This is a genomic window from Streptomyces sp. NBC_00457 (genome assembly GCF_036014015.1).
In the GTDB taxonomy this organism is placed as follows: domain Bacteria; phylum Actinomycetota; class Actinomycetes; order Streptomycetales; family Streptomycetaceae; genus Streptomyces.
Genome location: NZ_CP107905.1, coordinates 1016180 through 1028755 on the forward strand (window position 1 = coordinate 1016180; position 12576 = coordinate 1028755).

The window sequence follows — 12576 nt, forward strand, 5'->3', positions numbered from 1 at the left end:
AGCGAGTCAATGGTCCGTACGCCACCGACCAAAAACTCGCATGCGCGTGCCCCTGGGGCTCTGGGAGCATCCCGGAATGGTCCACAGCCCCGAAGCACTGGTCGTACGTCACACGCGCCGCCTCCCCTCCCCGACAGGTCCCGCGGGCGAAGGCGCCGTCGCGGCGCGGCAGTTCGACGCCGCGTTGATGTCCGTGGGCTTCAAGCTCTCCGCCGGGCTGTTGGAACGGCTGTCGGGGCTGTCCGAAGGCACGGTGGTCGACACGGCCGTCCGTACGCTGGCGGCCGTCCGTGAGATGGTCGGCGACCACGTCCGGCACAACGTGTACTTCATCGACTTCCCGGCCAACGTGCCGGACACGTTCGACTTCTGGATGCGCTGCATCGCCGAAGCGCTCGCCGACGACGCGACGCGTGATCGCACGCTGGAGCAGCTGAGCAGCGGCGTGGTGAACCTGCTAACCCTGCCGACATACGGCAACTACCGCCACACGTACGCCGAGATGCTCGCCGCGCACGAGGAGCTGATCGCCGCCGCGGGCGACCGGATGACGGTCCTGCACCTGGGTGGCGCCCTGGACGACGAGGTGACCTCGCTCTATCTCGCCCTGGCCGGCAGCGCCACGCCGCTCAACGCGGACGACCTGCGGGACCTCGGCGTCCTCGCCGGGCTGTGCGTGCACGGTCCGCAGCCGGAGGCGATCCCGGTGCGGGAGAACCGGGCCGTCGTCAACCGGGCCCGTCTGGAGGCCGGTTCGGATCTGCTCCTCGACACGGTGACCGATGTGCTGCGGCTGGCCTGCGCGCTGTCGGACGGTGACGTGACCCTTCAGGAGCCGACGTGTTTCCGGGGGCTGTCCCGCCGGGTCCGCCGTGCGCTGATGACGGGACTCGACTCCGTGGTGGCCGCGTCCGAGGCCAAGCTGGCCGACGTACACGCGCATGGCGAGGCGTTCAAGCGGCTCGGTGAGCGGCTGCATCCGCACGAGTACCCGCGACTGCCGTACGCCGCCGAGGTGTTCGCGGTCGCCCGCGGCGAGAAGCGGGCGCCGTCCTTCGACGCTCGGGTCGAGGAACTCCTCGGCATGGACGACGTCACGGGTGCGGTCCAGCTGCTGAAGTCCGCGCCCGGCAAGCTGTTCCGCTCGCTGGACCGGCTGCTGCGCTCGGCCGTCGGCCAGGAGGAGCGCGATGCCGTCGTGGCCGCCGCGGAGGAGGTCGCCCCGCTGGTCTCCGGCCGGGTCGTGCTGTCGGTGCGCGAGCATCTCCACAACCGGACCGAAGGGACCCGCGGGCGGCGGGTGTTCGTCAATCGCGTCGGCCGCGCCCATGTCACCGACGACACGCGTGCGCCGGTCCTGCCGGCGGAACGCAAACGGCTGATCGCCGCCCTCGACGCCGAGACGCGTCGCCGACTGCCCGCCGTGGAGCGGCTGTTGGTGGATCCCGACGTCCTCGACGTGGCACTTCCGCTCAGCGGCAAGGCGACCGCGTCCGGCCTCGGCGTGCTGCCGCGCGGCTCCGTCTCGCCGGTCGATGGCGAGCTGCTGCGGTTCTTCGTGTACTGGAAGCAGAGGGAGCACGTCACCGACTACGACCTGTCGGCGCAGTTGCTGGACGCCACGTACGCGACCGTGTCCTGGCTGTCGTACACCAACCTGCGGAATTTTGAGGGCGAGCACTCCGGCGACATCACCGACGCACCCGATGGCGCCTCGGAGTTCATCAACCTGCGCCTGGGGGCCGTGCGGAGCACGTTCATCGTGCCGCAGGTCAACATCTACTCCGGGGAGGGCTTCGAGGAGGCCGAGGAGTCCTTCTTCGGGTTCATGCTGCGCGAGGCCGAGCAGCAGGGCCGGCCCTTCGAGCCTCGCACGGTGCGGATGAAGTCGGAGATGCGTGGTCCGGGCCGGGTCGCGCTGCCGCTGGCGTTCCGGCGCGGGCGGGACGGCCGTTGGCATGCCCGGTGGCTGCACCTCTATCTGAAGGGCATGCCCTCGCACAACCGGGTCGAGGGCAACCGGGTGACGGTCGCGACGGTGCTGCGTGCGATCATGGAGCGTGAGCAGCTGACGATCCGTCACTTGACGGGCCTAATGGCCGACATGGGCGCGACGGTGCTGCCGTGGGACTGCGACACGGTCCCGGAGATGCCCGTGACCTACATCGGACTGGAGCGCCCTGAGGGTCTGCACCCGGACTCCCGGATCATCACCCCCGAAAATCTGCGCGACTTGATCCCCGACTGACTGTTACCGTTGCCCGTGGCGAGGCCATGAAGGGGCTTCCTTCTCATCCGCCGCGAAAGCGGCTTCGCTGATTCAGTCCCTTCGCTCTCCTCGCCCTCGACTTCGTGCCGGGCGGCACAGGCCGATCACCGCGCCTGTGCCGCCCGAGCCACGTCCAGGGCCTGTTCCGCGTAGCCACGGCCGAAGAGCACCGCGTGCACCAGCAGCGGGAAGAGCTGGTGCAGTCCGACGCGGTCCGTCCAGCCTTCGGCCAGGGGCGCCGTCTGCTGGTAGCCGTCCAGTACGAGGTCCAGGTGGGGACAGCCGAAGAGGCGGAGCATCGCCAGGTCGGTCTCACGGTGTCCGCCGTGCGCGGCCGGGTCGATCAGCCAGGCGTGACCGTCGGCGCCCCACAGCACGTTTCCGTTCCACAGGTCGCCGTGCAGCCGGGCGGGCGGCTCGGCGGGGCCGGCCAGCTCCGGCAGCCGCTCGCAGACCCGCTCGATCACGGCCGCCTCGGCGGCGCGGATCGTGCCGTCGTCGACCGCGCGGCGCAGGTACGGCAGCACTCGGTGTTCCGCGTACCACTGCGGCCAGTCGGTGCCCGGCGAGTTGCGCATCGGGGCCAGCCCGATGTACGCGTCCACCGGGCCATCGGGCGGCGGGGCGCCGAACGCGGGCGCACCGGACGCGTGCAGGGCGGCCAACTCACCGCCGAAGCGGGCCGCCGCGGCAGGGGTCGGTGCGCCGGGCGGGACGCGGTCCGACACCAGCCAGTGACGGTCGTGGCCGTGCACCTGCGGTAGGCGGACCGCGCCGGCGGCGGCGAGCCAGCGCAGCCCGGCCGCCTCGGCCTGCGCGGCGGCGGGGCCGTCACCGCGCTTGACCATCACCATGTGGCCGTCATCGAGGGTGACTTCGGAGAGTGCGGCGTTGAGTCGACGCTCGTGGGTCACCCGGCGTCCGGTGAGTCGCTCCGCCGCGGCGCGCGGGGTTCCGGCGGTCATGAGCGGGGGTGCCCGTGCGCAGGGCGGCTGGGTGTGTCAGGGCGGTGCGGCCGCGCGGCTTCGATCAGGTCCGGCACGGCGCCAGCGTAACGCGGCACCCCGGCCGTCCCATGGCGGCGTACTCCGGAACGCCTTGTCACGCCGCCTTCGCGGCGTCGAGCACCTCGTCGGCCAGGGGCTTGTCGAGGGCCGCGTGGACCAGGCCGTCCGCGAGCCGGGGCACGTCACGCTTGCCCACGAATCCGGCCAGCTTGTCGGGCGACGTCGGCAGTCCGAGCCGGCGGGCACCGTCCTGGGCCTTGCGGTCGAAGTACGGTGCGAACTCCGGCCATACGCCCTGCACATCGCGCAGGAAGATATCGGCTCCCGTGGGACCGATCCCGGGTATGTCCTGCAGGGCCTTCTTGGGGTCGGATTCCTCGCGCAGGCGCCGAAGATCGCCTTTGTAGCGTTCCAGCAGCAGTTCGGCTCCCTTGCCGAGCATGGTCGCGGTCCGCTCGTCGTAGCGGCGGTAGCCGCCCTCGCCGAGCGCGTCGACGCGTTCCTGCCAGGACGCCTCGGCCATCGAGCGGACGTCGCGCATTCCGGCGTCGAACAGCGCCTTTGCCGCGGCCACCGCGATATCGGCCTTGATCCGGGCGCTGAGCAGGATCGCCAGTACGAGCGTCTGGTAGAGGGGGCCGGGGGTATTGCGCAGCCTGATCCCGGCCTGCGCCGCGTAGGTGCGCTCCTGCCGGTCGAGCAGGGCCCGGACCACCGCGTTGTCGGTCTTCGCACTCATCGTCAGGCCACCGATCCAACAGAATTCCGAGGTGCTCCGGGTACCCGCCCCGGGTCCGGTCGATGCGGCCGTACGGCAGCCGGCTGCTCATCCGAGACTGAGGAGCACGATCGCGACGCCCGCGATCAGCAGACCCGCCGTCTGGGTCCGGGTGACCTTCTCGTGCAGGACGGCGAGTCCCAGGGCCGTCGGGACCGCCGGGTACAGGGAGGCCAGGACGACGGCGACGGCGAGCATCTGCTGGTGGGCGGCGAGGAGATACAGGATGAGCCCGAGCGCCGCTCCCGCCCCGATCAGGACCGCACAGCCCAGCGACCGGACGGGCCGGTGGAACTCGGCGGCGTGCCGCCGGATGCCCGGGAGCAGCAGGAGAACCGCGGCGACCCGGCCGGCCGCCACGGGCCACAGGCCGCTCGCCGGGTCCGCCTGGGCGAGGCCGATGTACTGGACCGCCACTCCCCCGCTGGCGATCAGGCCGTCCACGGGCAGCCGCCGCCCGGACGGGGCTCGGCTACCGTGGCCGTCGCCGCCGGCGGAGACGAGCCACAGAGCGGGAACGGTGGCGCAGATGCCGAGCCAGGCGAGCGGAGTGGGCCGGTCGCCCAGCAGGAACACCCCGCACAGCACGGACAGCGCCACCCCGGTGACCGCGCTCACGGGGATCACGATGCTCATGGCGCCACGGCTCAGACCGCGGTTGAGGAAGTGCATGGCCACGGCGCTTCCGACGCCGGACGCCCCGCCCCAGGCGACATCCGTGGGCCGGACCGCTGTCGCGGGCATCAGCAGCGCGGCGGCGACGGCCAGGATCAAGCCTCCGACCTGTCCGAGGAAGGTGACGACGGCGAAGTGGACGCGGCGGGACAGCAGTCCGCCGGCGAAGTCGACGATGCCGTAGCAGACCGCGGAGGCCAGGGCGAGCACAGCACCCATCCGCTCCAGGTGCCCGCCACAGCCGTCGTCATCCGCCGGTGGCCGGCCCTCGGGAGGCCGTGTACGCCTCGCCGCCCGGGGTACTCGACCGTTCCGTTCGGGACCGGAGGAGGTTCACCATGACCAGCAACACGGAAACCGGTGGCGTCACGGGCACGCCGGACAAGGACTACAACCTGATCTGGTACGTCGAGGCCTGCCTGAACAACGCGCTGCGGCTGGAGACGTACATCCAGGACGCGGAGCGCGAGAAGGACACGGAGGTCGTGGACCTGTTCCGCAAGGCGCAGGCCGACAGCCGCAAGGGCGCCGAACTGGGCAAGAAGTTGCTGCGTAAGCGGCTGAACGGCTGACCGCGTCCGGAAGGCCCGCCCCGGCCGTCCGGCGGCGCGGTGCTCACGCAGCGTCATCGTCCGACGCGCGGGGCCTGCCCCGCCCGCTTACTTTGGGCGGGCAAGCCCTGTCTCACCCAAGGAGGAGCCATGGCCGACAAGGGCCGCGCGGACAAGATGAAGGGCAAAGCCAAGGAGATGACCGGAAAGGTCACCGGCGACCGCGAGATGCAGACCGAGGGCAAGCTCGAGCAGGCGCGCGGAGAAGCCAAGAAGCTCAAGGGCAAGGCCCAGGAGCGGATCAAGCAGCCCGGGCGTTCCGCGAAGCGGGACGACGTCTGAGCTGGCGGGACCGAGGCCGCGGACACGGTGGACCCGTGCCGCGGCCTCGACTCATGAAGTCCCACACCTACCCGCCGACAGCCTCCAGCGAGAGCGCGAAGACGTGGGCCCGGGCGGTGCCGCCCGTCGGTGCGGCCAGGGTGATCCCGGTGAGCTGACGGGTCGCGTCGACCTCGACGACCTGGTGGAAGATGGCCGCCTTGGTGCCCAACGGCCCGTTGCGCGTGTGGATCTGACCGGTCGTCACCGCCGCGGTCTCGTCGTACGCGGGTCCCGACGCCAGCCAGCCGGTGAGCCGGAGCGGTGTGGAGGCGGTGGTCCCGTCGGCGTACCGGAGCGTCGCCGGGACGGTGACGTTCCCCGTGTCGCCCGCGCCGAGCACGTGCACCTTGCCGTAGGCGCCCTGCGGTACGGAGATGTCCTGGCCGCCCGCGACGACGTTGTTGTTCGTTCCCTCGCTGCCGTTGGTGAAGGCGAAGCCGATCCCATTGTCGGAGGTCTGGCCGGTCTGCGGGAGCTGGGCCATGGGGTAGGTGCGGCCGGTGCCGTCGAAATCCCCGTCGCCGTAGTACATCTCGGTGGTGATGCCGTCGTTGTCGAAGTGGCCCGTCAGGTCGACCTGGGTGACGGTTCCGGACTGCGGCAGCTCCGGCAGGCCCCAGCGGTCGGCGGGAGCGGAGACCGGCACGGGGGCGATCCGCAGCTCGGGGCGCCGGCCCGCCGGGTGGATCACGGCCTCCGCGCCCTGGGGCAGGTCGAGTTCGACGACGCTGTCGCCGAGGTCGCGCCAGTCGGGAGCCGGGCCGCCGATCCCGGCGACCGTGACGCGCCCGCCCAGTGAATGGCGCACCCGGCAGGGCTCCCCGGCGAGGCTGCGGACGCGTACCCAGCGAGTACGGCCGCCCCGGCGGACGGCGCTGACGAGGAACGCGCCCTGGGTGCGGAAGTCGTGCAGCGTGACGTCCCGCCACTCCCCCGGCACGGCAGGGAAGATCCGGATGGTGTCGCCCCAGCTCGTGCAGAGCATGTCGTGCAGGCTCTGCGCCGCCGACAGCGGAGTCTCGATGACCGGTCCGGCCTCGTAGTACATGGTGTTGGGCTGGACGAACCGGGCCACCAGCTCCCGCAGATACGTCAGCGAGTCGTCGCCCCGGCCCATCATCGCGGAGAGGGACGCGGCACCGGAGAAGCTGTAGCCGCGCAGGGCGCCCTCGAAACCGATCCAGTGCTTCAACGACCGCTCGATGAGGTCGCGTTGCTCGGGCTGCTCCCAGTTGACGAGGTAGAGGGGGTACACGGCGAGCATGTGGGAGTAGTGGCGATGCGACTTCGCGAAAGGAGCCCCGGCGCCGATCATGAAGCCGTTCGCGTCCACCGGGTAGTCGGTGAGCCGGTCCATCACTTCCTGCCACTTCGGCGCCAACTCATCCTCTACGTCGAGCAGTTCGACGGTGTCGAGCAGGGTGGCGCAGCTCCAGCGCAGCAGCGCCAGGTCGTAGTTGCAGTCGGGGGCGCTGCCGTACTCCGGTGAGAAAGTCTTCGGAAGGTGGAGCCGGCCGTCGTCGCCCTCGTACAGGAAGTGCAGGTAGTAGCTGGTGGAGCGGCGCAGGAGCGGGTAGAGGATGTCCTCCAGCAGGCCCCGGTCCATGGTGTGGCGGTAGGTGAGCCAGACGTTGTGCAGCGCCCAGGGCAGGTTGCCGACCTCGGGGTCACCGGAGCCGCCGGGGACGGCGACGCTGCCGTTGTCCTCGCACTGGGCGTCGGTGGAGCGGCGCAGGCCTGCCGAGTCGGCCCGGTACTGCGGCTTCAGGGCGCCGATGAGGATGTCGGTGTTCTCGGCGAGGGTGCGGGGGATCGCGTCCAGCTCCAGGTGGTTGGAGCCGTGCACCGGCCAGTACTCCAGCTGCACGTTGAGGTTCCACCAGACGGCGGGCCAGGGGGTGGGTTCCAGCCAGGGGCCGGTGGTGGCCATGACGGGGGCGTGCTCGCGGGCGGCGGAGGCGAGCTTGTAGAGCTGGAGCCAGTAGAAGCTCTGGAGCATGCCGTCCGGGAGTGAGACGAAGCTCTTGCGGTAGAAGGCGTGCCACCAGTCGCGGTGGGTGCGCAGCAGGCTGGAGACGGGCAGCGCGGACGCCTTGCGGACCGCCGTGCGGGCGCGGCCCTCCGCGTCGGTGCCGGGGTGGGAGTGGGTGACGGCCAGGCAGAACGTCCGGTCGTCGCCGTGGGCGCGTTCGCGGTGGGCACTGGCCGTCTGCCCGCCCGCGACAAGTGACTGCACCACCAGAGTCGTGCCGTCCGGCTCTTTCGTGGTCACCGGTGCGGGGTTGGGTTCCAGGTCGTCGGGCGGATCCTCGCGGACGATACGCGGGCTGACGGCGGGTGAAGGGACGTACTCCCAGCGGAAGTTCCGCTCGCCCGCGTCCGCGCGGGCGGTGACGACCAGCAGCGTGCGGTCGTTGTGGACCAGCGCGCGCAGCCGGATGGCGCCCTTGTCGGTGCTGAGGGTGCCGGTGATCTCCGCGTTCCACAGGTCGAGACGCAGATCGGCGCCGGTGATGGCGCCGACGGGGTGTAACAGCAGATTGCCGACCGGCAGCCGGGCCACGCCCCAGTCGCTGCCGAACTCCGGCCGGTGGTCCTGGACTTCGCTGTGGTGCACGGTGAAGCGCAGGGCGTTGCGGCCGGGCTCCTGGTAGACGATCGAGCCGAGCAGCCCGTTGCCGAGAAAGGGCCCCTCGTACCAGGTACGCGGCAGCCGCTTCCACACCGGGTCCTGCGCGTCGAGGAACTCCTGCCACTCGCGGTCGGTCCGCATCCCGACCAGACCCCCGGCGCCGCTGCCCTGTTGAGCGGCTGCCGCCGGTGCGGCGACCGACGTCGCGGCACCGGCGGCGACACCTCCGAGAAAGCCTCGTCTGCTGACTCTCATCATCGATCTCCCTCAGATTGGTCCGATGACTTGGCTAGACGGGAGCGTAAGAAGCGGCTAATGATGCGTCAATACACCGAACCACACCACCGATTCACCCGATGACTCGTGCGTGGGAGGCACACATGCGTGTCGTACGATCCACAGTCACCAGAGCCCTGACGGTCGCCGCCTGCCTGGCGGCGCTGTGCGCTCCGACCGCCGCCGAGGGCCAGGACGCCGGCCCGGAGCGGAGCTGGCGCACCGCGGCCCCGGGCGGCGGCCCCGTCTCCGCCCAGCTGTCCCTCACCGACTCCGGCGGCCTGACCCTGACCGCCCGCGACGGCCGTACGACGGTGCTGCGGCCGTCCGCCCTCGGCATCCGTACCGCCGTCACCGACTTCTCCGCCGGGCTGAGCTTCGTCAGCCGCCGGGACCGGCCGGTCCATGAGACGTACACGACGACCAGCGGCGCCCGGACCCGGCACACCCTCGACGCCACCGAGTCCGTCTTCACCTTCCGTAAGCAGGGCCGCATGCTGCGGATCGCCCTGCGGGTCGCCGCCGACGGCGTCGCCTACCGCTATGAACTCCCCCGAGGCGACGGCGACTCCGGCACCGTGACGGTGCTGGGCGAGACCTCGCAGTACGCCGTGCCCGCACAGGCGGACTCCTACCTGCTGCCGTACGACAACGGCCGCCAGGACTACGAGTCCATCCACCAGCACACGACGCTCGCGCAGGCCAAGACCGGTACCGACTACGGCTATCCGTCCCTGTTCCGCGTCGACGACGACAGCTGGATGCTCCTCGGCGAGTCCGGCCTCGACAGCTCCTACGCGGGCTCCCGCCTCACCCTCGACCGTGTCGACGCGGACGCGGGCCGCTTCAGCCTGAAGCTCCCCGACCCCGCCGAGGTGGCCACGGCGCCCTTCGCGACTCCCTGGCGCACGATGGTGATCGGCGATCTCGCCACCGTCACCGAGAGCGACCTGATCACCGATCTCGCGGCACCGTCCAAGGTCGCCGACACCTCGTGGATCAAGCCCGGCAAGGCCGCCTGGTCCTGGTGGTCCGACGGGCAGAGCCCGACCAGCCTCGCCGCGCAGAAGAAGTTCGTCGACTTCGCCGCGGAACAGGGCTGGGAGTATGTGCTCGTCGACTCGGGCTGGAGCAACGACTGGATGCCCGAACTCACCGCGTACGCCCGGGAGAAGGGCGTCGGAATCTGGTTGTGGGTGCGGTGGCAGACCATCGACGCGGCGAGCGAGATCAACACGTTGCTGCCGCGGTGGAAGGGCTGGGGTGCGGTCGGGCTGAAGATCGACTTCATGGAGTCGGACGGGCAGGACCGGATGCGCTGGTACGACGCGATCTTCGCCGGGAGCGCGAAGTACGAGCTGATGCTGAACTTCCACGGCGGCACGATTCCCCGTGGGCAGCAGCGGACGTGGCCGCAGTTGATGACCGTCGAGGCGGTGCGGGGCGCGGAGGGTACGCGTCCGCGGCCGGGGCGTGAGCCGTTCCCTGCGGGGCATTACACGACGCTGCCGTTCACCCGTAATCTCACCGGGTCCATGGACTTCACGCCCGTCACCTTCACCGGTGTGCGGCCCACCAGTGACGCGGCCGAGTTGGCGTTGTCGGTGGTGTACGAGTCCGGGGTGCAGCACTTCGCCGACAGTGTCGAGTCGTATGCGGCGCGGCCGCTTGCGGAGCGGTTCCTGGCGGGGGTGCCGACGGTTTGGGACGAGACCGAGTTGGTCGATGGGGCGCCTGGGGATCGGGCGGTGTTCGCTCGGCGGTCGGGGGGTGAGTGGTTCTTGGGGGCCGTGACTTCTGGGGGTGCGCGGACGCTGGACGCGTCGCTCGGGTTCCTTGGGTCCGGGCACTGGCTCCTCGATCTCTATCGGGATGCTCCGGGTGGTGGTCTTGCCGTCGAGACGCGTGAGGTGACTGCTGATTCGCGGCTTGTGGTGGATGTGCCTGCGAACGGTGGGTTTGCTGCGCGGGTTTGTCCGGCGGAAGAAGGGCGTGAGAGCTGCGGGTAGTGGTTCACGGTGCGGGTCGTGGGGGGCTGGTCGCGCAGTTCCCCGCGCCCCTATCGGGGCGCTGCAGTGAACGTAGTGACCATGGGGCCGGCCTCGCCGAGGTGGACGATCGTGCCGGTGCCGTCCATCCAGTGGGCGGTGACGGTCAAGTCGTCCACCTCTACGGTGACTTGGTCTGTGAGTGAGGGTGGGTCCGGTTCGGCAGTGAGGGAGGCTAGGGCCGCGAAGACCGTGCCCGACTGGGTGTCGCCGACCGTTCCGGTGAGTTCGGGTACCAGGGCCCAGGGGCCGTAGGCCGTGCCCTGGGGGGCGCGGGCGATGCTCTGGTGGTGCCAGCCGTGCAGGCCGAGGAGTTGGCTGGTCACCTCCTCGCCGGTGATGCGGATCTCGTCGGCTTGTCCGGCTTCGGGGGCCGCCTCTGGTGGCAGGGCGACTGCCCAGCCGGTGTGGTGGACGGGGGTTCCCGGTGGTACGCCTACCGTGCGGTGCACGCGTAGTTCGAGGTTGCCGTGGGCGAGGGTCAGGCTTTCGATGCGGGCCGACGGCAGGACGGGGCCGCCTTCGGGGAAGACCGGGCGGTGCCAGGAGGCGAGCCAGTTCGGGCCGTCGGCAAGGGGGTTGATGCGGATGCGGGCGCTGCGGGTGCCGCGGGCCTCAAGGGCGATGTGGTTGTCGGGTGTGTTGGCGGCGCTGGTGGGGCCGGTGCGGGTGGAGTAGGCGAGGCGGGCGTAGAGCGGGTTGCCGGGGGCCTGCTCCGGCTCGCGGGAGTCGAGCTTGTAGCTGCCGTGGTTGTGCAGGCGGACCAGGCCGTCCCGGGTGGTGGTCTGGACGAGCAGTCCGGGGGCTCGCAGGGCGAGTGCCCGGTCGGGGCCCTCGGCGGGGGCTCGCTCCTCCGTCGCCGTCCACACCGGATCCTCGGGCGGGAGCAGCAGGGCGAGGAAGCCCTTCGACGCCCAGTACGGCGAGCCCGGCCCCGAGTAGCGCTGGAGCGTCGCCGCGTGCGGGCCGTACCAGCCGAGGGTGAGGATGCCGTCCTCGGTGAGGGCGCCGCGGTCGAGGAAGTGGCGCAGGGCTCCGCTGAGGACGCGGCGGGTGGTGCCGGGGGTGAGAGGGGTGTGGTCGGTGAGGGCGCCCAGGGCGACGGCCGCGGTCGCGGCGAAGCGGTACGTCAGGGAGCGGCCGTGGTGGATCGGGGCACCGTTCGCGTCGAAGAGGAGGGCGAAGCCGTCGAGGAACTCGCGGAGGCGGGGGCCGAGCCGGTCCAGGAGGGGGCCGTCTCCTGCCAGGTGGGCGTGGAGAAGGGGGTAAAGGTGGAGGGCCCAGCCGTTGTAGTGGTCGAAGGCGCGGCCGTCGCCGTCAGAGTACCAGCCCTGGCCCTGGTACCAGCCGTCCAGCAGGTCGAGGCCCCGCTGGATCGCGCGGCGCGTCTCGGTGTCGCCCCGGCCCGCGGACTCCAGGAAACCGGCGACCGTCAGCGGGAAGAGGTACCAGTTGTTGGGTGCGGGCGTGTGCGTGAGCGCGCCGCGCAGCCAGCGTTCGACGCGGTCCTGGTCGGCGGCGGTGAGGGTGTCCCAGGTCCAGGGTGCGGTGAGGCGGAGGGCGAGGGCCACCGACGCGGACTCCACCATGGGCTGGCCCTGGATGCCGTGGTGGCCGATCTCCGGCCAGGACTCGGTGTCGTCGCGGCCGGGGGTTTGGGTGCCGCGGATGAGGCCTGCGGTGTAGCGGTCCAGGAAGCCGTGCGGGTCCTTGCCCGAGGCCCCGGCGGTGCGGAGGGCCGCGAGCAGGAACGTACGGGCGAAGCCTTCCAGGCCGTCGGAGCGGACGCCGGACTTCGAGGGCGGGCCGGGCAGGTCGATGAGGGCCTGGCCGGGGGTGGCGTAGCGGAGCGCGGCGGTGAGCAGGTGGTCGGCCACGGCTTCCCAGTGGGCGCGGGTGTAGCCGGTGTACGGGCTGAGGGTGCGGTCTTCGGGCGGGAGCGGGAGTTCGGGCATG

At 71.2% G+C, this 12576-nt stretch carries 9 protein-coding genes; 4 read left to right on the forward strand and 5 right to left on the reverse strand.

The window, feature by feature from the left end; translation table 11 throughout:
• Positions 1 to 76 precede the first annotated feature (76 nt).
• Entirely contained in the window at positions 77 to 2248 is a 2172-nt protein-coding gene (locus tag OG828_RS04795; RefSeq protein WP_328504799.1) for a hypothetical protein, read from the forward strand.
• A gap of 125 nt (positions 2249 to 2373) precedes the next feature.
• Here the strand turns inward: OG828_RS04795 and OG828_RS04800 are convergent, their stop codons facing one another.
• The 3 genes from OG828_RS04800 to OG828_RS04810 all read right to left on the reverse strand — a co-directional run bounded on the left by OG828_RS04800 (position 2374) and on the right by OG828_RS04810 (position 4948).
• The gene (locus OG828_RS04800) at positions 2374 to 3234 is read right to left on the reverse strand and encodes a fructosamine kinase family protein (protein ID WP_328500212.1); all 861 of its coding nucleotides are present in this window, start codon (positions 3232 to 3234) and stop codon (positions 2374 to 2376) included.
• Between the two features lie 136 nt (positions 3235 to 3370).
• The gene (locus OG828_RS04805; protein ID WP_328500213.1) at positions 3371 to 4015 is read right to left on the reverse strand and encodes an endonuclease; all 645 of its coding nucleotides are present in this window, start codon (positions 4013 to 4015) and stop codon (positions 3371 to 3373) included.
• Positions 4016 to 4102: 87 nt separating this feature from the next.
• Positions 4103 to 4948 carry an EamA family transporter gene (locus OG828_RS04810; RefSeq protein ID WP_328500214.1) on the reverse strand — a complete coding sequence of 282 codons (846 nt, stop codon included), beginning with the start codon at positions 4946 to 4948 and terminating at the stop codon, positions 4103 to 4105.
• 119 nt (positions 4949 to 5067) lie between these two features.
• Between OG828_RS04810 and OG828_RS04815 the strand changes: the two genes are divergently transcribed.
• On the forward strand, positions 5068 to 5301 hold the full coding sequence (locus tag OG828_RS04815) for a hypothetical protein (RefSeq protein ID WP_328350496.1): 234 nt from the start codon (positions 5068 to 5070) through the stop codon (positions 5299 to 5301).
• A gap of 129 nt (positions 5302 to 5430) precedes the next feature.
• The gene (locus OG828_RS04820) at positions 5431 to 5622 is read left to right on the forward strand and encodes a CsbD family protein (protein ID WP_328500215.1); all 192 of its coding nucleotides are present in this window, start codon (positions 5431 to 5433) and stop codon (positions 5620 to 5622) included.
• Positions 5623 to 5689: 67 nt separating this feature from the next.
• Here the strand turns inward: OG828_RS04820 and OG828_RS04825 are convergent, their stop codons facing one another.
• Positions 5690 to 8551, reverse strand: a complete 2862-nt coding sequence (locus OG828_RS04825) for a glycosyl hydrolase family 95 catalytic domain-containing protein (RefSeq protein WP_328504800.1) — start codon at positions 8549 to 8551, stop codon at positions 5690 to 5692.
• A 125-nt stretch (positions 8552 to 8676) separates the two neighbouring features.
• Between OG828_RS04825 and OG828_RS04830 the strand changes: the two genes are divergently transcribed.
• Positions 8677 to 10581, forward strand: a complete 1905-nt coding sequence (locus OG828_RS04830; RefSeq protein WP_328500216.1) for a glycoside hydrolase family 97 protein — start codon at positions 8677 to 8679, stop codon at positions 10579 to 10581.
• A 50-nt stretch (positions 10582 to 10631) separates the two neighbouring features.
• Here the strand turns inward: OG828_RS04830 and OG828_RS04835 are convergent, their stop codons facing one another.
• A complete protein-coding gene (locus OG828_RS04835) occupies positions 10632 to 12575 on the reverse strand; it encodes a DUF2264 domain-containing protein (RefSeq protein ID WP_328500217.1) in 1944 nt (647 codons plus the stop codon).
• Position 12576: the final 1 nt, after the last annotated feature.